18 protein-coding genes and 1 pseudogene are annotated in these 24,197 nt (G+C 46.4%); 6 read left to right on the top strand and 13 right to left on the bottom strand.

From position 1 onward, the window contains the following. The first annotated feature begins 48 nt into the window (after positions 1 to 48). Positions 49 to 921, top strand: a complete 873-nt coding sequence (locus AC6ESP_RS01875; RefSeq protein ID WP_497094954.1) for a carbohydrate ABC transporter permease — start codon at positions 49 to 51, stop codon at positions 919 to 921. A gap of 164 nt (positions 922 to 1,085) precedes the next feature. On the opposite strand, the gene bglX is transcribed toward AC6ESP_RS01875, so the two are convergent. Beyond that, entirely contained in the window at positions 1,086 to 3,293 is a 2,208-nt protein-coding gene (gene bglX, locus AC6ESP_RS01870) for a beta-glucosidase BglX (protein ID WP_497094953.1), read from the bottom strand. 212 nt (positions 3,294 to 3,505) lie between these two features. Between bglX and AC6ESP_RS01865 the strand changes: the two genes are divergently transcribed. Together AC6ESP_RS01865 and AC6ESP_RS01860 are read left to right on the top strand one after the other, a co-directional pair. Further along, the gene (locus tag AC6ESP_RS01865) at positions 3,506 to 4,480 is read left to right on the top strand and encodes a LacI family DNA-binding transcriptional regulator (RefSeq protein ID WP_497094952.1); all 975 of its coding nucleotides are present in this window, start codon (positions 3,506 to 3,508) and stop codon (positions 4,478 to 4,480) included. A gap of 181 nt (positions 4,481 to 4,661) precedes the next feature. Beyond that, on the top strand, positions 4,662 to 5,339 hold the full coding sequence (locus AC6ESP_RS01860; protein WP_497094951.1) for a DUF559 domain-containing protein: 678 nt from the start codon (positions 4,662 to 4,664) through the stop codon (positions 5,337 to 5,339). A gap of 271 nt (positions 5,340 to 5,610) precedes the next feature. Here AC6ESP_RS01860 and AC6ESP_RS01855 read toward each other — a convergent pair whose 3' ends face one another. The 6 genes from AC6ESP_RS01855 to AC6ESP_RS01830 all read right to left on the bottom strand — a co-directional run bounded on the left by AC6ESP_RS01855 (position 5,611) and on the right by AC6ESP_RS01830 (position 12,919). Next, complete coding sequence (locus tag AC6ESP_RS01855) at positions 5,611 to 6,897, bottom strand: ABC transporter substrate-binding protein (RefSeq protein ID WP_497094950.1); 1,287 nt, start codon at positions 6,895 to 6,897, stop codon at positions 5,611 to 5,613. A gap of 35 nt (positions 6,898 to 6,932) precedes the next feature. Then, positions 6,933 to 7,766, bottom strand: coding sequence for a carbohydrate ABC transporter permease (locus AC6ESP_RS01850; protein WP_497094949.1), 834 nt, complete (start codon positions 7,764 to 7,766; stop codon positions 6,933 to 6,935). Between the two features lie 24 nt (positions 7,767 to 7,790). Continuing rightward, positions 7,791 to 8,672, bottom strand: a complete 882-nt coding sequence (locus tag AC6ESP_RS01845; RefSeq protein WP_497094948.1) for a carbohydrate ABC transporter permease — start codon at positions 8,670 to 8,672, stop codon at positions 7,791 to 7,793. Beyond that, positions 8,647 to 9,711, bottom strand: coding sequence for an ABC transporter ATP-binding protein (locus tag AC6ESP_RS01840; protein WP_497094947.1), 1,065 nt, complete (start codon positions 9,709 to 9,711; stop codon positions 8,647 to 8,649). The genes AC6ESP_RS01845 and AC6ESP_RS01840 overlap by 26 nt, the downstream gene beginning before the upstream one ends. A gap of 68 nt (positions 9,712 to 9,779) precedes the next feature. Beyond that, positions 9,780 to 12,050, bottom strand: coding sequence for a glycoside hydrolase family 3 C-terminal domain-containing protein (locus tag AC6ESP_RS01835; RefSeq protein ID WP_497094946.1), 2,271 nt, complete (start codon positions 12,048 to 12,050; stop codon positions 9,780 to 9,782). A gap of 185 nt (positions 12,051 to 12,235) precedes the next feature. Beyond that, a complete protein-coding gene (locus AC6ESP_RS01830; RefSeq protein WP_497094945.1) occupies positions 12,236 to 12,919 on the bottom strand; it encodes a TetR/AcrR family transcriptional regulator in 684 nt (227 codons plus the stop codon). Between the two features lie 289 nt (positions 12,920 to 13,208). Between AC6ESP_RS01830 and AC6ESP_RS01825 the strand changes: the two genes are divergently transcribed. Then, positions 13,209 to 18,878, top strand: a complete 5,670-nt coding sequence (locus AC6ESP_RS01825; protein ID WP_497094944.1) for a right-handed parallel beta-helix repeat-containing protein — start codon at positions 13,209 to 13,211, stop codon at positions 18,876 to 18,878. A gap of 61 nt (positions 18,879 to 18,939) precedes the next feature. On the opposite strand, the gene AC6ESP_RS01820 is transcribed toward AC6ESP_RS01825, so the two are convergent. Beyond that, positions 18,940 to 19,935, bottom strand: a complete 996-nt coding sequence (locus AC6ESP_RS01820) for a cell wall hydrolase (protein WP_497094943.1) — start codon at positions 19,933 to 19,935, stop codon at positions 18,940 to 18,942. Positions 19,936 to 20,083: 148 nt separating this feature from the next. Here AC6ESP_RS01820 and AC6ESP_RS01815 point away from each other — a divergent pair. Continuing rightward, positions 20,084 to 20,284 (top strand): annotated as a pseudogene (locus AC6ESP_RS01815) (Lrp/AsnC family transcriptional regulator); the annotation flags it as partial. A gap of 62 nt (positions 20,285 to 20,346) precedes the next feature. On the opposite strand, the gene AC6ESP_RS01810 reads toward AC6ESP_RS01815, so the two are convergent. Both AC6ESP_RS01810 and AC6ESP_RS01805 read right to left on the bottom strand, forming a co-directional pair. Beyond that, entirely contained in the window at positions 20,347 to 20,577 is a 231-nt protein-coding gene (locus tag AC6ESP_RS01810) for a stalk domain-containing protein (protein ID WP_497094942.1), read from the bottom strand. Next, positions 20,574 to 20,951 (bottom strand): winged helix-turn-helix transcriptional regulator, encoded by a 378-nt coding sequence (locus AC6ESP_RS01805; RefSeq protein ID WP_497094941.1) that lies wholly within the window; start codon positions 20,949 to 20,951, stop codon positions 20,574 to 20,576. The genes AC6ESP_RS01810 and AC6ESP_RS01805 overlap by 4 nt, the downstream gene beginning before the upstream one ends. Before the next feature lie 125 nt (positions 20,952 to 21,076). Here AC6ESP_RS01805 and AC6ESP_RS01800 point away from each other — a divergent pair, with 125 nt between their 5' ends. Further along, positions 21,077 to 22,126 (top strand): zinc-binding alcohol dehydrogenase family protein, encoded by a 1,050-nt coding sequence (locus tag AC6ESP_RS01800; RefSeq protein WP_497094940.1) that lies wholly within the window; start codon positions 21,077 to 21,079, stop codon positions 22,124 to 22,126. A gap of 209 nt (positions 22,127 to 22,335) precedes the next feature. Here AC6ESP_RS01800 and tatA read toward each other — a convergent pair whose 3' ends face one another. From tatA to AC6ESP_RS01785, 3 genes are read right to left on the bottom strand one after another with little or no spacing between them, the layout of a single operon-like run. After that, positions 22,336 to 22,530, bottom strand: coding sequence for a twin-arginine translocase TatA/TatE family subunit (gene tatA / locus AC6ESP_RS01795; protein ID WP_497094939.1), 195 nt, complete (start codon positions 22,528 to 22,530; stop codon positions 22,336 to 22,338). 2 nt (positions 22,531 to 22,532) lie between these two features. Next, positions 22,533 to 23,354 (bottom strand): HAD family hydrolase, encoded by an 822-nt coding sequence (locus AC6ESP_RS01790; RefSeq protein ID WP_497094938.1) that lies wholly within the window; start codon positions 23,352 to 23,354, stop codon positions 22,533 to 22,535. Then, positions 23,354 to 24,163 carry a sugar phosphate isomerase/epimerase family protein gene (locus AC6ESP_RS01785; RefSeq protein ID WP_497094937.1) on the bottom strand — a complete coding sequence of 270 codons (810 nt, stop codon included), beginning with the start codon at positions 24,161 to 24,163 and terminating at the stop codon, positions 23,354 to 23,356. The genes AC6ESP_RS01790 and AC6ESP_RS01785 overlap by 1 nt, the downstream gene beginning before the upstream one ends. Positions 24,164 to 24,197: the final 34 nt, after the last annotated feature.

Here is a 24,197-nt window from a genome sequence, read left to right as displayed (position 1 = left end):
ACCGCCTTGCGGGCGGCAATGCCGTTTTACTTGAAAGGGTGACCGCTCATGTATCACAAAACGCTGCCTTATCGCATCTTTAGTGTGTTCAACTATACTTTGCTCGCGATTATATCTGTTCTATGTCTGCTTCCTCTATATCATCTATTAATGGTATCACTAAGTGACACTGCACCGGCTAACGCTGGCCTCGTTACTTTCTGGCCAATCGGATTCACACTCGATGCTTATGCGAAAACATTCGATAATGCTAACTTCATTACTTCGCTTTGGGTATCCGTCCAACGCACCGTTATCGGAACCATTCTAGCGTTGATGGTTAATGCGCTTGCCGCTTATGCCTTGTCCAAAGAAACCTGGGTATTCCGCGGACGCAACATCTACCTGTGGTATTTCGTCATTACGATGCTGTTCAGCGGCGGACTCATTCCAAGCTACATCCTCATCCTAAGACTTGGACTGCTCAACAATCTACTAGCGCTCATTCTTCCTGGTCTCGTTGCTGTGTATAATATTATACTGCTTCTCAATTTCTTCAGAGCTGTACCCAAAGAGCTGGAAGAAGCTACGTTTATTGATGGAGGCGGACATTTCCGCAGCTTCATCTCCATCTATCTGCCTATATCCCTGCCGGCTATCGCAACCATCGCATTGTTCACAATGGTAGGGCATTGGAACGCGTATTTCGACGGCTTGATCTATATGAAGGGCGCTGAGAATCTGCCGCTTGCCAGCTTCATGCAGACGCTTATTGTACAAGGCAGCACAACTGGCTTCGATCCTGCTGTTATTGCCAATATGTCACAGAGAACGCTTCGGGCATCTCAGATCTTCATCAGTGCACTGCCAATCCTTATCATCTATCCGTTCCTACAGCGCTTCTTCGTTAAAGGTATTGTAATCGGTGCTGTAAAAGAATAGAGTCGAGCTGGTATCATGCGTATAAGCGGGGCTGTCCCATGGATTGACGGGACAGCCCCTTTGCTATCTCCGAAGCTGCTGCCAATAAACCAATCATATAGCGCGCAAGTGGGGCTGTCCCAATGAATAACGGGACAGCCCCTTGCTATGTGTATTTATTGCTTCTACTTAATAAGACGGAATGAAAGCTCTGTATTGTCTCTGCTGTTGGCACCAACAAAGGCAACGAATGCTCCTGCATCACTGCTCAGCGTAAGATCAGAGTGATAATAACGAAGCTGCTCTTCACTAATTACGAACGAGATCTCGCTGCTCTCACCTGGCTGAAGCGCTACCTTGCGGAAGTCCTTCAGCTCTTTCACCGGACGAACAACCTCGCCCGACATATCCCGCACATACAACTGAACCGTCTCGACGCCTGCTACGCTGCCCTTATTCGTCACAGTAACCGTTACCTTAATCGGCTCATCAGGCTTCATCACAGCATTCGATAGCTTGGCTTCTCCATATTCGAAGTCGGAATAGCTTAATCCGAAGCCAAATGGAAGCAGCGGCTCATTCGGAATATCAAGGTATTGAGAGACATAACGGACTTGCGCATCTGGCGCTCCTTGCGGACGTCCTGTGTTGAAGGCGTTATAGTATACAGGCACTTGTCCAACACTGTATGGGAAGGACATCGTTAATCTTCCTGTCGGATTAGCGTCACCGAACAGCAGCTCCGCTACAGCGCTTCCTGCCTCGGAGCCAGGGTACCATGCTTCTAGAATCGCATCTGCCTCTTCATACACACCATGCAGATCAAGCGGACGACCGTTGAATAGGACGACAACGATTGGCTTGCCAATCTTCTTCATCTCACGAATCAGCTCAAGCTGGATTGCTGGCAGTCTGATGTCTGCTCTGCAGCCCGCTTCACCGCTCATATCCGAATGCTCGCCAAGCGCGAGTACAATAGTGTCAGCTTGGCCTGCTGCTGCCAGCGCTGCCTGCCACTGCTCCTCTGTTGTCGACTCAATATCACAGCCGTCTGCAATGAGCAGCTCCGCTTGGCCGCTTAGCTTGCCTCGCATGCCCTTCTCCATCGAGATGGCATCTTCCTTCGAGCCGGTCCATGACCATGGTCCGAGAACATCGCCGCTTCTAGCGAATGGTCCGATGAGAGCAATCTTGCGATCAGCTGCAAGCGGCAGTGCGCCTTCGTTCTTCAGCAATACGCATGATTTCACAGCTAATTCCTTCGCTGTTTCACGGTGCACATCACAGAACACAACTTCCTTCTCTCTCTCTGGATCAGCCGCGCGATAAGGATTGTCGAACAGACCAAGCTTCTTCTTCAACAATAGAATACGAAGTACAGCCTCATCGATCAGCGCCTCATCCACTTCAGCCTTCGCCACGAGATCAGACAAATGCTTGGAATAACAAGAGGTCATCATTTCAATGTCGACACCCGCTTTGATCGCTTTGTAAGCCGCTTCCTCTTCATCCGCAGCAATACCGTGAGCAATCAGCTCTTTCACTGCTCCCCAATCGGAGATCAGGATACCCTCGAAGCCCCACTCTTCACGCAATAGCTTGCGCATCAGCTTCGAGTTACCTGTAGCTGGAATGCCATCCACCGTGTTGAAGGAGGTCATCACCATCTCGCAGCCTTCATCTAGCGCAGCTTTGTAAGCTGGCAGATAGAACTCAAGCATTTGGCGCTCGGATAGATCTACTGTATTGTAATCGCGTCCGCCTTCAGCAGCGCCATATGCGGCAAAATGCTTCACGCACGCAGCAACTCTATCCATATCGCTTGGAAGATCGTCACCTTGGAAGCCTCTTACAAAAGCTTTTGCGAATAGGGCGTTCAGATGTGGGTCTTCGCCAGTAGATTCCACTACACGGCCCCAGCGAGGATCGCGGACAAGATCCGCCATCGGTGCAAAGGTCACATGTACACCAGATACAGCCGCTTCCTTAGCAGCAATCTCTGCGCTCTGCTCAGCCAGCTCCATGTCCCAAGAGCATCCGATAGCCAGTGGTACAGGGAATATAGTCTTGAAGCCGTGTACGATATCCGCCATCATAAGCAGCGGGATTCCAAGGCGATTATGGCTCATATGCGCACTCTGCACGCTGATCATTTGACTAGCCCCTGCCATGCCAAGCACGGAGCCCGAGTTATGGACAGTCTCTTCTGTAATACCGAGAGATTCCATAGGGCCAGTAATGAGCCCATCCCCCTCTGCTCCTTCATAGAAAGGAACAGCCAGCTGGATAAGCTGGGCGATCTTCTCGTCAAGCGTCATTTGCTTAAGCAGCTCATTCACATTTACATCCTTGCCCGCTTGAGCAGAGGACTGTTTTTGATTCGAATTTGTCATGGTTTAACGCAACCTCTCCAGATGTTGTTGGATAAACGTTATCGAAACGTTTCGATTACCTTCATTATCGATTATAATTCTGTTTTTCCTTCGCTGTCAATGAATCATTATTGTATAATAAGGGGGTTATCCTAGGGTTGCTTGGCGTTTCCATTTCATGTATAGTTAGATTCGAAACGTTTCACCAATGTACCCAAGGAGCGATCATCATCGTGGCTAATATAAAAGATATTGCGAAGGAAGCTGGCGTGTCTATCTCCACCGTTTCCTATGCGCTTAATGGAAGCGATAAGGTTACTGCGGAAACCGCCGCTAGAATTATACAAATTGCTGAGCAAATGAATTATGTGCCCCACGCTGCAGCCCGATTGCTCAAGAGTAAGAAGTCCAATCTGATCGGAATCTTCCTGACGGACTTCAACGGCAGCTTCTATGGCGATCTCCTGCAGGGCGCCAAAGACTATCTTCACCATAGAGGCATCGATCTGCTCGTATGCAGCGGCCCGCAATCCCGCAGGCTCATCCCTGAACGTATGATAGATGGAGCGATCATTCTTGATGAGACATTCACAAGTGAAGAGATCCTTCAGTATGCAGAGCAAGGGCATAAAGCAGTTGTGCTGGACCGCGAATTGCAGCATCCTCATATCAATCAAGTGTTATTGGATAATAAAGCAGGCGCGGCGCTTGCTATCGAGTATCTTCTGGAGCAGGGTCATGACAAGCTGTATGTCGTCGCAGGCCCGACGGGCTCTTATGATGCCAATCAACGTCTGCGTGCAGTACGGCAGGCTGTTGAACGTGTGCCCGATGTGACGTATAAGGAACTATCCGGTGATTTCACTAAGGAAGCCGGATCGCATGCCGCCAAGCTTATCGCTGATGAATATACGAGACCGGCTGCTATCTTCTGCCTGAATGATGAGATGGCAATCGGTGTCTATGCCTATATACGCGACCATACTGCGCTCATCATTGGCGAGCACATCCATCTCATCGGCTTCGATAATATCGAGCTCACCCAATTCGTACAGCCACGACTGGCGACGATCGATTATTCCATGCGTAAGTGGGGGGCGCTTGCCACTGAGCAGCTGCTGAACATGCTGGCCGGTGTACCTGTTGATCACGAGCGAATCTACGTTACCCTAGTAACTGGGGCATCCGTATCCGCTATGCGGGAATAAAGCTGAGAGGGCTTAACTCCGTGCCCCATTGGATAATTTCCGTACTTGATAACCTTTCAGGAATTGTCTTCCAGCGTTCCACACCTTACACCTTACAATAATAGAAGACGAAGAACGTCCCTTTCCATTCCTTGTGAATGAATATGGGGCGTTTTTTTGTATTTGAGGAGGGAAGTAACCGATGGCTTTCGAGAAGGCTCATGCTGCATTTATTCAGTACCATAAGGAGAAAAGGAAGGGAGAAAGAAAAGGCCGTCTGGAACGGGGGCACCGAGAGGCTGAAAAGTTTTTTTGCCGCAACATCTGGTGGCCACTCCAAGGGCAATTCGATGATTTGCATCCGGAATTTGAGGTACTCGACTGGCGAGGTCTATCTTATTTTTGCGATTTTGTTTGGCTGACAGCTAACGTGAAACTAGTTATTGAGATTAAAGGCTTCGGTCCCCATGTTAGAGACATGGATAGACAAAAGTACTGCAATGAGCTGAACAGGGAAACCTTTTTAACCGCAATGGGATTCCAAGTAATTTCGTTTGCTTATGACGATGTCGCTCATCGTCCCGGGCTATGCATAACGCTGCTTTGGATGCTGCTCAGCCGTTATTATACGCGATCCACTCCAGTTGACCTTATTCAAATAGCAGAAAGAGAAGTCATTCGTCTTGCCTACACACTTGCTCGTCCACTGCGTCCCATCGATGTACAGACACATTTGAGCATCAATCATCGTACCGCTGTTCGAACTTTACAAATACTATGCTCAAAAGGCTTGTTATCCCCCATAGCTGGTGCTGAAGGTAAAAAGTTGTTAAATATGTTCTGCAGAGAAGCCCCGCACAAGATTTCTAACTACAAATAATGCAATTATACATTCTTGTATATGACTAGTTGCCGTTGGTTCGCCATTAGTGCGAAAGTGCATTCTTTCGCTCGTCTTTAATCCATTTGTGGTTAAATAGGATTAAACTCATGTATAATCGCAGGTATTTCTTCACAACCACCGGATTGCTCAGAAAACAAATGCACATTTGCATTCTTTTTAACTAGGACAGCACATTACATTAACGGGTAACAATAAGAAGGAGCATCATCGTTATCGTATAGACGATGATGCTCCTTCACTGCTATCGCTATGAATTCTGGTCCAGAATACTCTGTACTTGCTTAGCTGCTTCACCGATTGCCGTCTCTGGCTTGATCGTCGTATCCGTCAGCGCCTTCTTAATCTCATCTTCAATCTTGATTCCCATCTCACGATAGCCGCTTACGACCGGACGAGCTTTGGCATATTGCAGCTCATCATAGGCTACCTTATACTGCGGTGTCTGTGTCCATAGCTCTTGAATAATGGCAGATTGAGCCGCTTCATCCGTTGAGGGAAGAACACCAAGGTTTTTGCTCAGGTTCGCGATGTTGTCTGTGCTCGTAAACCAATTGAGAAATTCAGCCGCAGCTGCCTTCTCAGCATCAGAGGATTTGTTCATGATGATTAGATTGGAGCCTGTGGTCGGCATCCCCATTTCTTTGCCGGCAGGCAGCATAGCGACTCCAATATCCATTTTACCAGCAGTTGTAGCTAATATAGTAGGAAGAAGCGCAGAGGAAGACGGAATCATAGCTGCCTTGCCTGACATAAAGCTCTGAACAACCTCCATATAAGCATTCGTTCCGATCGGGAATTTGGCTGCGCCATCATTCTGCATATCCTGCAGCAGCTTCACCGCACTATAAGCTGATTCATTGTTAAAGGTAGTCTGCTTAAGATCTTCCGACAATATGGTTCCGCCCTGTTGATAGATGAGAGATTCAATGAATACCATATCGACGGGCATCGAGAATCCGTATATCTGATTAGCTGGATCGGACAGCTTAGTCGCATAGCTGTGCAGCTCCTCCCAGTTCTTCGGTGCTTCTTCGGTCAGATTAGCATTCTTGAACATATCCTTGTTGTAATAAAGTACAGGCGCTGTTCGGGAATAAGGCAATCCTGCGAACTTGCCGTCTACATAAGAGTTCTTCAATAACCCTTCATTGAATTTATTAATTTCATCCTCTGTGAAATAGTTACTCAGATCCTCAAGTGCTCCTCCGAATTGTCCCATTTGCGTCGTGTCCATAATGACCGCTGCAGGCTGGGTTCCCGCAATAAGAGCTGCTTGCAGCTTCGTACCATTCGTGTCAATGTCGCCGTTATTCACGCCTACCACCTCAATAGCAGGGTGAGATGCGTTAAATTGCGCGATCATTTCGGTGACAGGAGCGGCATAGGATTCACTTATGCCGTACCAGAACTCAACCTTCACCTTTTCCCCTACCGCATTGCCTGCTTGATTCGATTCATTCGCTTCTTGTCCGCAGCCTGCCAATAATACAACCGACATTGAAAGCCCTAGTACCCCTGTCATCATCTTCTTCATCTTGTAACCTCTCCTATCCAATGTTTTCTCGCATATTATTTGATCCCGCCGTAAGCAATAGCGGAGCGAATCCGTTTGCTGGCAAGCAGGTAGAGCAGCAGAACTGGCGCAACGAGAACGACATTGCCCGCCATAACCACATTCCAATTCGTTCCGTCCGTTTCCCTCAGTCTCATAATACCAACGGTTAAAGTTCGGAACGTATCACTGCTTGTCATGATTGTCGTCCAGAACAAATCATTCCAATGCGAGATAAAGGTAAACAGCGCTAACGTTACGATCATCGACTTCGTTAAAGGCAGCAGTATGGTCCATATCACTTTGTGCTCTGCAGCCTTGTCCAGCTTGGCTGCTTCCAGCAATTCATCTGGAATTTGCTTGAAGGCTTCCGTCATCATGAATACGCCGAAGGCCGAGGCGAGGAACGGAACGATAAGCGCAGCATACGTATCCACCCACCCCAGCTTGCTGAAGAGCAAATAAATGGGGAGGACCGTCACCTGCATCGGCACCATCATCCCTGCCATAATAGCTGAGAACATCCATTTGGAGCCGGGGAATTTACGTTTGGCGAAGGCATAGCCAGCTAGAATAGACGTAATGACCTGAACGACTACAATAATGACAGTAACGACGACACTATTGATGAAGAAACGGGTGAACATCCCACTCTGAAAAACTTTCGTATAAGCACCCCACTCGATTTGCGATGGCAGCAGCTTGGGTGGGAATTGCATCGTCTCATAGACAGGCTTCAGCGATGTGATGACCATCCAGAAGAACGGGAACAGATAGATTATGGCGATTGCTACCAGGACAATGATTTGCAGCCCTTTGCCAAACAGCCTGACTGAAAACAGATTGTTCATGATTTTACCCCTTTGTGTAATCAGCTACTGATAATGCACCTTAGAACGCAGCACTTTGAAATTCAAATAAGTTAACCCCAATACGATGATGAACAGCACCATTGCTCCAGCCGAGGCTTCACCCAGCCTTGTGTATTGGAAAGCCGTCTGATAAATCCAGTAAGACAATACATTGGTCGAATTCATTGGACCTCCGGCTGTCATAACGCTAATCGAATCATAGACCTGGAAGGAACCAATGATGTTGACCACAAGCATGAAGAACAAGGTCGGGGACAGCAGAGGCAATATGATTTTGAAAAACAGCCTTATTCCACCTGCCTGATCCAGCTTCGCCGCTTCAAGTATCGTTCGAGGTATGCTCTGCATGCCTGCGACAAGCATGATAACGTTATAGCCAAGCCCTTTCCAGACAGAGACAAGGATGACTGACATCAGTGCCGTATCCGGACTCTCCACCCATTGCAGCTTCGGAAGACCGAAGAAGGAGAGGAGAGAATTGAGCAGTCCTACGTCTTTGTTCATTAACCATAGCCATAGTAAAGACATGGACGTAAGCGATATGACATGAGGGATGAACACAGTCCCTTGAACAAATCGGTTCAACCAAGTCGACCGATTGAGCAGAACGGCAAGCAGCAGCGAGAGCAGCATCGTCAGTCCAACGGTACAGATCATATACACAAACGTATTGCCTACGACCTGTCTGAAGTTATCCGATTGGAACAAGCTTGTGAAGTTGCCGAGTCCAATGAACGTATAGGTGTCCGTCATGATATCAACCTTGTGAAAGCTTAAATAAATCAGATAGATAATCGGATAGACGGTAAAGATTGCTGCACTTAGAACCGCAGGTGACACATACAGATATGCCTTCCAATCAATGGGCTTGCTGAAGCGCCGCATTCGCAGTCATCCTCCTCCATAGCTCGTCCATATGGGCCTCCGATCGTACCCGCTCGCCATCCTGATCGAAATAATAGAGATCCTCTCTTGCTATTCGCAGGACGACAGCAGCTCCATAGGACAGGGGCTCCCCTTCATCCGGTACTCTAACCATAACTTCACCAGCATTCGTCTCCACGCAATAGAGCATGTCGGAGCCTAGCATTTCGCGTGTAAGAACCGTACCCGTATAGACAGCATGCTCCTTATCTATTCTTTCTAGTGATATTTTCTGCGGGCGACATGCCACACTGGCACCACCTTCAATCGGCAGCACATTCATACCTGGATCGCCAATAAACTGTGCGACGAACAAGTTGTGCGGATCATTATAGATCTCTCGTGGGGAGCCGGACTGCATCACCTTGCCTCCGCTTAGTACGACGATATTGTCACCCATCGTCATCGCTTCTGTCTGATCATGGGTAACATACAGGAATGTCGCATTGAGCTTATTATGCAGACGAATGATCTCCGAGCGCATATGATTGCGGAGCTTAGCATCCAGATTGGAGAGCGGCTCGTCCATTAGAAATACCTTCGGTGATTTGGAGATCGCTCTGGCCAATGCCACACGCTGCCGCTGTCCACCGGACAAGCTGCCAGGCTTCACCTCTACATATTCCTCAAGACCGACTAGCTTTGCTACTTCCGCGACAATCTTCTCTCGTTCCTCCCTGGGAATACGGGCATTCTTCAATCCGAATTCAATGTTATCGCGAACGGTCATATGCGGATACAGAGCATAGTTCTGGAACACCATCGCGATCTCACGCTGAGAGGCATCAACGCGGGAGACATCTCTGTTTCCAATAAAGAGACTGCCAGATGTGATCTCCTCAAGCCCTGCTACCATTCGAAGAAGCGTAGTTTTTCCACAGCCCGATGGGCCAAGCAGTACCGTGAAGGAGCCCTCAGGAATTTCCAACGAGATATGGTCCACTGCATTCTTCGTTTTATCATAAGCTTTGGTTATTTGCTGCAATCGGATAGAAGCCATCTCTTTCATTCTCCTTTACACCATTACTATGTTTCTTAGGTTCGCACGCAGCAGCGTTGGTGCAAGCACTACTTCTGTTCAAGAGCTTCACTGACCTTGTGCAGCAGCTGCTCTTGAACCTCCTTCGTCATGACACCCATTGCTAACAATCGCTTCAGAGGGATGTCCTTGAAATACAGAAGTGCCATTTCCTCAGCTAGTCCGCCGCCTCCAAGCGCTTGAATCAGTGAGGTCTGTTTCAGTGCATCCATTAAGAGTGGTTTCACAGCAGGATGATTGAAGAAAGCTTTGAATGGCATGTCTGCATGCAGATGGATCTCAAGCTGCCTCATTTCTTCTACAATTACCTTCTCCCGAAGCGCAATGCTTCTACTGGAGCCGCCTACTCGAATCTCGAATTCTCCGGTCTCAATCCGCCATACCCCAAGCACGCTATTGTAGGAAGCAAAATCACTTCCGTCCACGGTCAACGTAACTGCTTTACGCTCTCCTGGCTCAAGAGCAACCTTGGCAAATGCCTTTAATTCCTGCTCCGGATGCGAATAAGAGGCTGATATTGGAGACACATACAGCTGAACAATTTCTTTACCTGCAACGCTGCCCTTGTTCGCAACAACAACTGATACTTCCAGCTTGTCCTCATTCGTAAGGCTCTGACGATTCACTTGAATCGCTTCATATTCAAATTCTGTGTAGGAAAGGCCATAACCGAACGGAAATAGTGGGGCGACCTTCGTTTTATCATAATATTTGTAACCGACATACAATCCCTCTCCATAATGGACTTGATTCGCCTCTCCGGGATAATTCAGGTAAGCTGGTGTATCCTCAATTCGTATTGGAAAAGTTTCTGCGAGCTTGCCAGATGGATTAATGTCCCCCAGCAGCACGTCTACAATTGCACCACCGACAGCCTGACCACCCAGCATGCCCTCCACTATTGCTCTCGGCTCATGTACCCAAGGCATAGAGACTGCCGAACCGTTCGCAAGAACGACGATCGTATTCGGTTGAGCTCGGCATACCTCTGTAATGAGTCTATTATGGGCATCATGGAGCGAGATGTGCTTACGATCTCTTCCTTCTTTCTGGAAGACAGGTGTAACCCCGACGAATAGGACGGCTACCTCCGCTGCGGCTGCCTTCTCGACAGCCTCTCTTAGCAGATGTTCACTCGGCTCATTCTCCTCTGTATAGCCTTCTGCATAATAGATTTCGGTCGTTGGAGCTAGCTGCTCGAGGAAGCAATTGTAAGAGGAATCCACACGGGTGGGGTTAACCTGTGAGCTGCCTATTCCTTGATAACGTGTGTCCTTCGCGAATTGGCCGATGACAGCCAGCGATTGCAAGGATGCTCGATTAAGCGGCAGCATCTGCTGTTCATTCTTGAGCAGTACGATACTCTCGGCTGCTGCACGGCGAGCAAGCAAATGATGGGCATTGTGATCTAGAGCTTGTCCTTCCTGCTGTTTCTGCTTAGCCATGAAAGCAAGTCTCAGAAGACGCGCCACGCTAGCATTGAGTGCTTCCATCGACAATGTGCCATCCTTGGCTGCTTTCACTATTTTTTCGCTGCTGTATCCACGGTTGCCGGGCATCTCCAGATCCAGTCCCGCTTCAATAGAACGAACATTATCAGAGACACCGCCCCAGTCTGAGACGACCGCTCCCTCGAAGCCCCATTCCGCCTTGAGAATTTCCTTCAACAGCCATTCATTCTCCGCCGCATAGACCCCGTTCACCTTGTTATATGCCGTCATCACCATCCATGGCTTAGACTTACGGATTACCCGTTCGAACGAAGGTAAGTACGTCTCCCTCAGCGTTCGCTCATCGACCTCCGCGCTGATCGTCATTCGCTCATATTCCTGATTATTGCAAGCAAAATGCTTCACACAGGCTCCAATTCCTTTACCTTGAACGCCATGCACGAATGCTGCTCCTAATTCACCCGATAAGACGGGGTCCTCAGAATAATGCTCGAAGTTCCTTCCTCCCAGAGGAGTTCGCTTCATATTCACACCCGGACCAAGCAGAATATCAACGCCAAGCGCCAGACATTCCTCTGCGATCGCTTGCCCCACTTCATGAACCAGCTCCGTATCCCAAGAAGAGCCAAGTGCCGCCTCTGTCGGAAAACAAGTAGCTGGAATAACTTGACTCCCCATATCAGAACCAGACTCCGTTTTACGAAGGCCATGCGGACCATCGCTTAATGTAAGCGACGGAATACCGAGACGATTAATCTCAGCTGTCGTCCAGAAATCCTTGCCGTTAACTAAGGAGGCCTTCTCCTCCAATGTCATTTGGTCAACCAGCGTTTGTATATCAATATTCATGGTGTTCTCCTTTTTTACAAACTGTTTACTTATGATTAATTAGTGTTTACCATCGGTAATCCCCCTTATTATAGAAGTGGTTTGTTACGGCAATATCATAGTTAAGTAAAGAAATCATGAAGACAATGAGACTATATAGGCGCAAAAAAAGATGCTCTCTCTTCGCGAGATAAGCATCTTGACTGTTATTGGTTATGGTCCGTAGGGTTCGATGGAATTGAGTTATTCTGCGGTGTTAAATACATTAGCACCATGGCTACTAATTGTTCCAATATAATGGGAGGTTCAATTCCTTGATCCTGATGCAGGAGCTTTCCTCTAAGTATCATTCGCTGCAGCGTAGCATTAACCACATTGCTCAGCGTATAGGTCAGCACCTTTCTATCAATATCACTGCGGATCGAGCCATCGGCTATACCTTCATCCAACACGATCAGAAAAGGATGATTATCAAATTTCAAAAAGGCTCGATATCGGCTCTCCAGCTCAGGCGTCGGATATTGATCTCTATAGTGAGCATCGAACATGGCGATAAATCTCATCATATTCGAATTCTGTTCTGAGCGGATAATCCATTGTTCCAATAGATACTTCATCTTCTCCAAGCCATTGTTCCCCTTAGGGACAACATGGTTGTTATCTAAGCTGTTTTCTCTCAATACGTTCATCTGCACTTCAAAAATAATCTCATCAAGAGAACGGAAATACTTATAGAGAGTTACCTTGCTGATTCCACAAAACTCAACAATGTCCTTGAGCGTAACCGATGATAGACCTCTCTCAACAAACAATTGCTGTGCTGCTTGAATGATGTTTTCTCGCCGCTTGCTCCGATGCAGTTCCAGCTGTTCCTTCCACTCCGGATTCACTTATACCTCCTCCTCCCCTCTAATTCTTCATTTATTTCGCCATTTTAGCATGTCGTGCATCTATAAACCATCATATCCTCTAACAAACCAATATTAAAATTTTGTAAATAATTGTTCATTGAAGCGTTAATAAACCCAGTGTCATTAGCTCACATCCTCCCTTTACCAACACGTATGCTGCCAGATATGAGGTATTGATTATAGCTGTACTTTTCAGCCTTCACGTATAATTCGGAATGAAAGAACCCAGCAATTAATCCATTCGAATGAAAAGGAGTGATCTGAATCATTGAGAAAACATCAACGCTTGTTAGCTTTAGCTCTATCCTTCCTCCTCTTAATGTCCGTCTATCCGCTGGAGGTGTTTGCAGAAGATGAGCCTGACCCTTATGCGGGGATGATCGACATTCAGAGCAATTGGCAAGGCAGTGTGTTTGGCGATGTTGGCGGGCAGGACAAAGTAACGTCTACTAACTTTGGCATTATTGAGAATGGCGGGTCAGTTACTCTTCGAAGCTCGAATGACAGAGGGAAAATTTCCGGCAGTACAGAAGGCATCGCCTATTACTTCCAAGAGATTGATCCGGAAGTGAACTTTGAATGGAAGGCAACTGCTCATGTGGATGCATGGACAGCCAATAACCAAGTTTCGTTCGGCCTGATGCTGCGCAGTAACGTGTGGGAGAACCAGTCAGGTGCGTATTCAGGAGATTATGTAGCAGTCGGTGCTTTGGACCAAGAAATGAAAGCGCTTCATAAAAGTCAGTCTGCCAGCCTGCAAAAAATACCATTCACAGATGCAGCTCGGCCTGCTGTTGGAGAAGAATATGAGCTCAGTATCAAGAAGACTGGTTCCTTGTATGTAGTCAAGATAGGCGATATCGTGCAAACCATTGAAAGCTTTGACGCAGACATTTCATACGCAGGCCTATATACGGCTAGAAATACGACCGTTACCTTCAGCAATGTGCAGTTGAAGCTAGATGATCAAGTCGAGATCGGGCCTTGGGCGTTCAGCGCATTCGGGAGCAATACGAACCCGACCAAAAATCCACCACCGATTGTTGAAGATGCAGCTACTGTAACGCTGTCTACTTACGGGGGGGAAATCTCCAGCAGTGATGAAGGGTTGTCCTTCTATTCAACCGAAATCCCACTGGATGCTAACTTAGTCCTTAAAGCGACAGCGAATGTCATTGCATTCAACAGTGACAGCAGCGTTAGTACGCCTAATCAGAAGTCCTTCGGGCTCATGCTGCGGGATCATATTGGGAGCAATGGTGATGCCAGTACCACAACTTCCAATTATGCTGCAGTCGGTGCTCTAGATCAGGTAATGAAAGGCTTTTATAAGAAATCAGCTCAGGTCAAGCTTAATCCGTTCAACGGAATTTCTGCACCGAGTGCGGGTGAAGAATATAGTCTAAGCATTCGGAAGTCGGGGAACACCTACCAGCTCAGCATCAATGACCAGACCGAAATCATAACACTAGAGGATACATTCTCTGATAGTCTCTTCGCAGGCGTATACGTTGCTAGAGATGCGACCATTACCTTCCGTGATATCGCGATTGAGGTCGAGACCCGTACGGTACGAAGTCTTACAGCCGATACGAGTGCGATGGCGAAAACCACTTATTTGATTGGTGAGCAGCTAGATTTGAACGGTTTGGTCGTCAACGCTAATTACTCCGATAATAGCTCAGCCATTTTGTCCTCTACCGATTATTTGGTTACAGGCTATGATAGCAGCGCAGTAGGAGCGAATACGATCAATATTCATTATAATGGCGCTTCCGTGCAAATAACGGTGCAGATCATCCCGTTATCGGTCACCTCCTTGTCACTGAAATATTATCCAGCTAAGACCGTTTATTTCCCGGGTGATAGATTCGACCCAGAGGGGTTAGTGCTTCTGGCCGAGTATAATAACGGTTTCCAGACGAAAGAGCTGACGAGCGACCTTTATTCGTTCTCAATCGATGGACTGCTGGTAACCGACATGAACCCCTATACTTTTACTCAGCCCGGCACCTATGAAGTAGAGATTGCCGCTACAGAAACGCCAAGTCTAACCACTTCATTCAGCGTACTCGTCAACGATACAATGATCTCTCATCTGGAAATCAGAAATCAGCCTAAGCAAACGACTTATTTCATTGGCGATACCGTTCAATTAGAAGGACTTGTGCTCTATGCTCACTATGCTGATGGAGCTCAGGTTCGGCTAATGAGCAATGAATATACGGTCTCATCCCTTGATACCTCGATACCAGGAAATCAGCAGATGACAATAACCCATAAAGGACGAACGGCTGCCTTTGTAGTGAAGGTGAAAATGAAGGAGCTAGTAGGCATCGAGGTAACTAGCTATCCACAAACAACGTTTTATGTGAATGAGCCATTCGACAGCACCAATCTAATCGTATCGAAGGTGTACGACAACTCGGACAGAGAAGTGATCGGCGACTTTACCCTAGACATAGGCTCCTTCAACAATCAGGTCCCTGGTGTATACGAGATCAGCATTATTCCATCGGACTCGTCTATTCTGCCAATCAAGTATCCTGTTACTGTCAAAGAACAGATTGCACCGGTATGGAACAGCATCTATTTCGGTCAATCTTCATCCGCCGCTAACAATTATACAACCATTAGAGAGGATGGATCCGTCGAGCTAGTCGCACTTGAAGGCGGCGGTAAAGTGACGGGCGATCATGATGGCATTACATTCTATTACACAGAGCTTGATGCAGCGGAGGATAATTTCACATTATCTGCGGATATACAAGTGTTAGCTTATGCCAAGTCCCCCTATGACGGACAGGAATCATTCGGCATTATGGCACGAGATGCGATTGGGACACTCGGCAATTCCAGCGTATTCGCATCGAATATTGCAGCTATTGGAGGCTATAGTGGCGGTACGAGGAATGATAATGGTACCCAGCTATTCGTCAGAACCGGCGTAGAGACCCCAGATGGAGCTGGCAGCCAAGGCATTCAAGCGATCATGCTGAAGCCCGAACGACCCGCACCTGACAATACGAATCCTGCTGCCTCCTATCGATTAACACTATCTAAGACGAACAGCGGGTTTACGGGGCAGCTCAATAATGGGCAAGAGTCTATTCACTTCACGCCAGATATTCTAAGTGTCCAAGACTCCAAAATGTATGTTGGTTTCTATACGGCCCGTCTCGCCACGATTGTCGTAAGTGATATTCAGCTGCAGGTGAGCTCAGCAGCAACCGATTCACCGAGGATCGAACCACCGATAGCACCTATTACACCAAGCTTATCTATTCTATCGTTAACCAAGACTTCCAGCCCGGAGTATACAATGATTGTTCGCCCAAATGTGAATGGAATGGTAACTCTTAAGCAGGGCTCTACCGTTATCGCACAAGATATTGCGGCAGAGGCTGGCAAGCGTCTCTTCATTCCAGCAACTCTGCAAGCACAAGGCGATACGAACTTCAGTCTTACATTCTTACCAGACGATACCCAATATTTGACATCGTATACTAAAATGGTTCGTAACTTCACCGTTACGCTGAAGAGCTATGCTGCCGATGAGCCTATATATGTATCGCCTTCAGGAACGAGCCTCGGAGATGGAACCATTAATAATCCACTTGATATTGATACGGCAATCGATTACGTTCGTCCAGGTCAGCACATTATCGTGCTCGATGGTCGGTATGTACGTCAATTTCCCATTGATATTAAGAAGTATAATGACGGGCAAGCAGATGCAATGAAATATCTAGAGGCTGCGCCGGGGGCAAGACCCGTATTCGATTTCGATAAGAAATCTGAAGGCGTTATACTCAGCGGCAGCTACTGGCATGTGAAGGGGCTCGATTTCACCCGCTCCGCAGGCAATACAAAAGGCTTCACCGTAGGAGGTCATTACAACATCGTGGAAGACAGTCGTTTCTACGCGAATGGCGATACTGGTCTGCAGATCAGTCGAACAGATGGAACAGCAGAAAATATTGCCGAATGGCCCTCCTACAACTTAATTCTGAACAGCTCATCATTCGATAACCGAGATCCTTCCGATAACAATGCAGACGGTTTTGCAGCGAAATTAACTTCCGGAGTAGGCAATATATTCAGAGGCTGCTTGGCATACAACAACATTGACGACGGCTGGGACCTGTATACAAAAGCGGGAACTGGCGCTATCGGCCCCGTCATCATCGAGAATAGCGCTGCCTTCAACAATGGTTATTTGACCGATGGAACGATAGGTGCAGGTGACAAGAACGGCTTCAAGCTGGGAGGCGAAGGCATCCACGTCGCGCATACGATCCGCCACTCCATCGCCTTCGGCAATGGAGCCTATGGCTTCGCAAGCAATAGCAATCCAGGAGTTATTGCTGCTAACAATATCGGATTCAACAATACGCGCGGCAACCTTAACTTTACAACGTACGACCACATTGCTGCCGACTTTACAATTAACGGCTTCTTGTCCTACCGAACCAGCGCTATTGACCCAGACCAATATCCTTCTTCATTAGCTGCGGACAACAATTATATGTACGATGGTACCGAGTCGGCCAATAAGTCAGGCAAGCAGCTGACCGATGCCAGCTTTGTGAGCTTAGCTCCAGTTAGCTCTTACTTAAGAGATGAGGAAGGGAGTGTCATCTGGGGCGACTTCTTGAAGTTCATTCCCTTCGAAGAAACTGACCCAGGTGAAGGGCCGAATCCGGGGAATCCAGGGCCTCATGCCCCTGGTGTCGGGAGCACGGCTGCTGTTCTTCAATCCGATGGGAGCGTAAGTATCGACCTTACCTACACAGTCAATCAAGGGAAAGCAATCGGACAGTTGAATGAAGCCACCCTACAGCAAGCGATTGCCATGGCCGTGCTACAGTCAGGGGGACAACACAAGCTCATACGTATTCAGCCTGCAGAGCATGTTTCTTCTGATGCTGAGGAGTATGAAGTCACGCTCCCTGCTTCCGCCTTTCTTGCAGGAGCTTCCACTCTACAGCTAGAGATCCATACTCCACTTGCTACCTTCTTCATCACGAATGAAGTATTCCTAGAAGCAGAGCTTGCCGATGTTAAGTCTGTCACCTTGCTGGTTAGAACAATAGACGCTGCTCCGCAGCTGCAGCAGAAGCTAGAAGAACGTCTGCTCCTCGAATATGAGCTTCGCCTAGACGGGAATATCGCTCAGCCGAAGAGTCTGCATTCAGCCATACAGATAGGACTTCCCCATCCAACGGCTGAAGATGCGAATAACCATGCTTTTATCGTGGTTTGGTCCGTTGATGAGAATGGGGCTATCCTTCCGCAAGTAAATGCGAGCTACAATGCTGCAAGTAAGCTTGCTGTGTTCTCTACCGTTAACAGCACCGGCAAGTATGCAGCTCTCTATCATCATAAGACATTCCAAGACTTGCCTGATTCTCATTGGGCTAAGCTTGCTGTAGAGGTATTAGCTTCCAGAGGCGTCATCAACGGGGTATCCGATACGGAATTCAGGCCGAATCAGACGATTAATCGCGCGGATTATGCTCTACTGCTTGTTAGAGCTTTGGGACTATCCGCAGCAGACGAAGACAGCTTTGCCGATGTGCTTCCGAATGATTATTATTATGAAGGGCTTAAGACAGCTAAGCTGCTGGGTATCGTCACAGGGCAAGCGGATGGGCTGTATCATCCACAGGAATCGATAACCAGAGAAGAGATGTTCGTCATGACAGCTAGAGCACTAAGGGCTGCAGAAGCTTGGGCATCTACACATCCTTCCATCTCCGAGCTCGATGCCTTCACCGATCGCAACCAAATTGCCAATTATGCAGTCGATGATGTTGCAGCACTCGCTGCAGCAGGCTTCATTAGAGGAAATTCACAGCAGCAGCTCAATCCGACTGGCTATTCCACTCGTGCTGAAGCAGCGATGATCATTTACCGAATAATGATGAGAGAGTAATACCGTTTATCGCGCTAATCAAAAAGCCCGTTATGACGCATAGGTCATAACGGGCTTTCCCTTATTTGGCGAATCGATGATGTCCAATAGTCGTAATAACATCCAGGCCGGACCAGAATGACCCTTTGGAAACAGCTGGATTGAAGAAGTAGACCGCATTTTCTACGTTGTTCTTCCCATTCAAGGCATCCTTAGCCGCGCGTAGAACGCTGGCATTAGGCTTGCTCTTATCTAGTAGTCCATTATGTGCTGGCGGGAACTGCTTCCCTGAATAAATAACGTCGTGTATCGTATCTGGAAAGTTCGAACTCTTCACTCTATTCAAAATAACATTCGCTATTCCAAGCTGTCCTTCATAGGACTCATAACCAGCTTCAACCATCGTAATCTTCGCGAGCAATGTCAGGTCTTTCTCTGTAAAAGGCTTCGCAACGTTATCAAAAATGGAAGGAATGACGACTTTAAGCTTCGTTCCTGTCTTAATTACATCTTTACTATCCAGTCCGTTAAGCTTTAATAGCGCTGACTTGCTGCTATCGAATTCCTTGCTAATCTCATCTAATCCATATTCTTCGGTTGTAACGGCTGGCTTCACTGTCTCCAGCTCTACAATGTTATCTTCCGCATTCAGCTTCACATTAGCATGAAACAGCTCTGCCACTTGACGCAGCGGTACGTATATTCTGTCACCTGTTACGAATGGTGCTGTATCCATCGTGTAACGTGCCTCGTTGAAATACACAACGGGGACTCCGTTCCCTAATACAATTTCATCACCTAGCACGGTTTTTATCGTGGCTTCTTCGTTGTCTGCATCCCAGCTTATACTGGCACCGAATAGGTCGGCAATGCGGGCTGCGGGTACATATAGCCTGCCATCTTGCATTCGAGCCTGATTATTCATCTTCGTCGTCTTACCATCCAGCTTGATGGTTACGTCACTGGCAGCAACCGAATCCTGAGCGGATACGACGGACAGCGGTCCAATGCTTAGCAGAAGCAACGCAAGAACCATAACGAGCATTAGCCTGCTTACCGGCTTGCTTTCTCTGATCATGTGTACCTCCTTGCACATCAAGGTTATGTAATATTCGGACATTCATGTACTCAGCCGATTATATCACAGCATCCAGTGCCAGTAGGATTAACGTTTTCACAGAATTCAATAAATTTTCCCGGTTAAGCACTCCTTTTTGGAGCTTCATATGGGGCTTAGGCCCTTATATGCAATGGAAATCCTTGGTTTGATCATCCTTGCTCCTACTGTGAGCCATACAAATCAACTAGGCGTTTCTATCCTGCAGAGACTAGCTCAGAACAGTAGAATATCTTATATCGACTTGGTAAAGGAAGTCGGATTGTCGGGCGTCGCGGTGAAGGATCGCATCGACCGGCTCGTCCAACAAGGTATTATTGAGCAGTTCTCGATTGTGATTAGCGCCGAGAAGCTTGGCAAGAAAATATCAGCTTACTTGGAGCTTGAGGTAGAGCCAGCCCAAAAATATTCACTTACCACTGCCTTCTCATTCACAAGCTGCATCGGCGCGATTAGCTTCACCTTGTCACCATTGGATAGGCCTACTGTGTCACCGATCCTCAGCTCAAGAGTATTGCCATTATAGCTAAGAGTGATCGTCTGCGTTGCAGGCTCACAACCAACCTTGACTCCGTAGCTCTCCAAGCCCTTTTGAACACTCAAGCATCTTCCCCTTGTGGCATTCTATTTTCGTTAAGTCTGATCTTATAAATCTCCCCCCATTCTTTCATAGAAAGTATAATCGGTTCTAACGTCTTTCCGAACTCAGTAAGTGAATATTCCACTTTGGGCGGAACTTCTTTATAAACTTCTCTATGAATGATGCCATCTCGTTCAAGCTCCCGTAATTGCAGTGTAAGCATAAACTGCGTAATACCCGGATTGAGGCGCCGAAATTCATTAAATCTTTTCGTTCCGTCAATGAGATGATAGAGAATGATCCCTTTCCATTTACCTCCGATAACATCCAGAGTTGTTTCTACAGGACATCCTTGCATATTTGGATTAGCACCGTATTTGTTTCTTCGATCTCCCATTACTCTATCTCCCTTCAAAGGTATGATTTTTAATACTATATAATAAAATTATGCGTACTTTTTAAAAGTAAGTATACAACATATAATTCAAATGTACGATATACCAACTTGAAAGGAAGAACAATATGAGCAATCACCAAAAAATGAAAGCAATCGGTGCATACCGATATCTCACTTTATCCGACCCTGAGAGCCTTGTTGATTTGTATTTAGAAAAACCGATTCCTACAGGCCGTGATCTACTGGTAGAAGTAAAAGCCATATCTGTCAATCCTGCCGATTTGGGTATGCGAGAGAAAAACAACTATGAAGAAGAATCTCCCAAAATTCTTGGTTGGGATGTAGCTGGGATCGTAAAACAGGTTGGAACTGAATGTCAGTTATTTAAACCTGGAGATGAGATTTATTATGCGGGGAGTGTGACTCGCCCAGGGGGTAATAGTGAATTTCACTTGGTAGATGAACGAATTGTTGGAAACAAGCCTGAAAGTTTGGATTTCGCACAAGCAGCCGCTTTGCCGCTTACCTCGATTACTGCTTGGGAGGGTCTATTCGATCGTTTAGGAATAAAGCATAATGTAGAAGAAAACCAAAATAAAAGCATACTCATTATTGGTTCAGCTGGAGGAGTCGGGTCGATTGCTACTCAACTTGCCAAATTAGCAGGTCTAACTGTAATTGGTACTGCTTCACGCCCTGAGTCAATCCAATGGACCAAAAACCAAGGGGCAGATTTTACAATCAATCACAATAACCAATTTGCATCGCAACTTAAGAATATTGGATTTGAAACCGTGGATTATATATTTTGCTTAAATGACACTGTACAACATTTTACGAATATGGCTGAAGTCATTGCCCCCCAAGGTAAGATTTGTTCAATCGTCCCTGCAGATAAGGCTAATTGGACAGGAAGCTTGGATATGGATCTGTTTTTTTCTAAAAGTGTCACGTTTGTTTGGGAGCTTATGTTTACCCGGTCAATGTTCCAAACCAATGATATTATCAAACAACACGAGCTGTTGAATGAATTAGCTAATTTAACTGATAGTGGTAAGTTAAAAACCACTTTAACTGAGCGCCTAGAACCAATTAATGCAAAAAACCTACGCGCAGTACATGAAAAAATGGAAACAGGTAAATCGATAGGAAAGATTGTATTGGAAAATTTCTAACAAAGCAGCAACGATATAAGTAGTGAACATAATCCAATATAACCCGATTTCCTGATTGGTATGATATGAGCGCTGTCGATGAGATGGGCAATGAAATAACCAGTCGCCGGTTAATTTCCATGGCGACTGGCTATTTCATTGAAAAAATGTTTTGATCCTGTCTCGCAAAACAGGGAGCAGTCCCATGTTACTCCCAAACCTTACCTTGATTACGCCATTTTAGTCTCACTCTTCGATTTACTATCAGCTTCTTCCTCTTCGATCAGCACCTTTGTTCCAGAACGAAACTCACTAATTGTTCTACCAAGCGCTCTCCCTAGCTCTGGAAGCTTCTTCGGTCCAAACAGCAGCAATGCAACCAGTACCAGTAAGATAATACCGGTCGTACCTAAACCACTAATCATACTTACTCATCTCTCCTCTGCAATGCCGTTTCCAGAGCAAAGCGCTCTATCGCCTCCACAACTCCTTGACCATAGGCTTTTTGACAGATATAATCAGCAGCTTCCTTCAAGCCCTCTCGTCCATTGGCAACAGCAACCCCAACAGCCGATACTGAATACATAGGTAAGTCATTCATTTCATTACCAATCGTCATGATGTTCTCTCGGCTAATGCCAAGTGACTCTGCTATAGTCGTAACTGCGCTTCCTTTACTGCATGATTTATCTACAATTTCTAGATAGTTATATTCGGATTGAAAAGCTCCAAAGTAATCACCTAATGTACTTTGGTACTTCATCCATAGCAATAATGATCGCCCAATATCACCAATTAGAATAATCTTATCAGCTTGCATCTCAACCCATTCCATCCCCTCTAAGGAGATTACGGTACAAGATATTTTTTCCTTTTGCTCGTACACTTTTGCATCTGCAGTATGTTCAAATATAAATACATCAGAACGCCCGAAGAGAAGTATCGTTAGCCCTTGGTGATGTGCCTCAATAAGCAAATGGCTAAGCTTAGTTAAAGTAAAACAATGCTGTTCCACAATATGACCATCTTTGGCAATGACCGCTCCATTACAAAGAATAACGGGCAGCTCGATATTTAGCGTTTGGAGTATGGGTAAGGCTGTAATTAGCGGTCTTCCTGTCGCAATTGTGAATTGTCCACCTGAGACTCGAAACCTTTCAATCGTATCGAGCACCTCCTGCTCTAGTTCATTCCTCTCAGACAATAGTGTACCATCGAGATCACTAACAATTAACTTAATACGACTCATTAAGATATAATCCCGGCATTTAATTTATTCTTTACAAGGTTCATGGACTGCTTCAGCTGCTCAAGACTTGTTCCTGGGGCATATTCAAGAATGGGTAGACAATCGTTCACTTCGCGCAGCTCTGCAAAGATAGGTTCCCAATCAATGTCCCCACTGCCAATTGGCAAATGACGATCACCATCTGCGAAATTATCATGTAAATGAATAGAGCAAAGACGATTTTTTGTCGCTCTAACTAGCTCCGGGATATCCCATCCATTCAGATGAGCATGACCTGTATCAATCAAATATGCTGCACTTGCATCCAAATCTGCAACAAATTCTACGTATTCCTTTTGTGTAAATAATGAGCTGCCATTATATCCAACATTCTCTATCGCCAATCTTATCCCAAGCGGTTTTGCTATATTACATAATAATGAGACAAGCTCATAGGCTCGCTGCTTTGCAAGCTCCTTATCAAAGCCAGGTGAATAACAGAAACCGGGATGGATGACAACATGCTTTCCTCCAATTGCATACGCGAACTCAATAGCTCTGCAATATTCCACATAAGTTGCTTCACGAATACTTTTATTCTCACTTGATAGGTTCGTATCCCAAGCAGGTGGATGAACACTGAATTTCAATCCAGTTTGACGTAAATAAGGCGTATACTTAGCATAGCTTTGTATTGTATCGTCCCAAGCTTTACCATCAACTAGCAGCTCTACATAGCTCACTTCCATTTTTTTAAGCACCTCTATTTTTGTTTCGAGAGTCTCGGACAATACTATTAAATCTGAAACACAAATGTTGTTATTGGACATAGAAATTCAGCTCCTATAGGTTATATAGTATATC

It is taken from the genome of Paenibacillus xinjiangensis, assembly GCF_059686975.1.
This window is presented reverse-complemented; position numbering and strand designations above follow the sequence as displayed.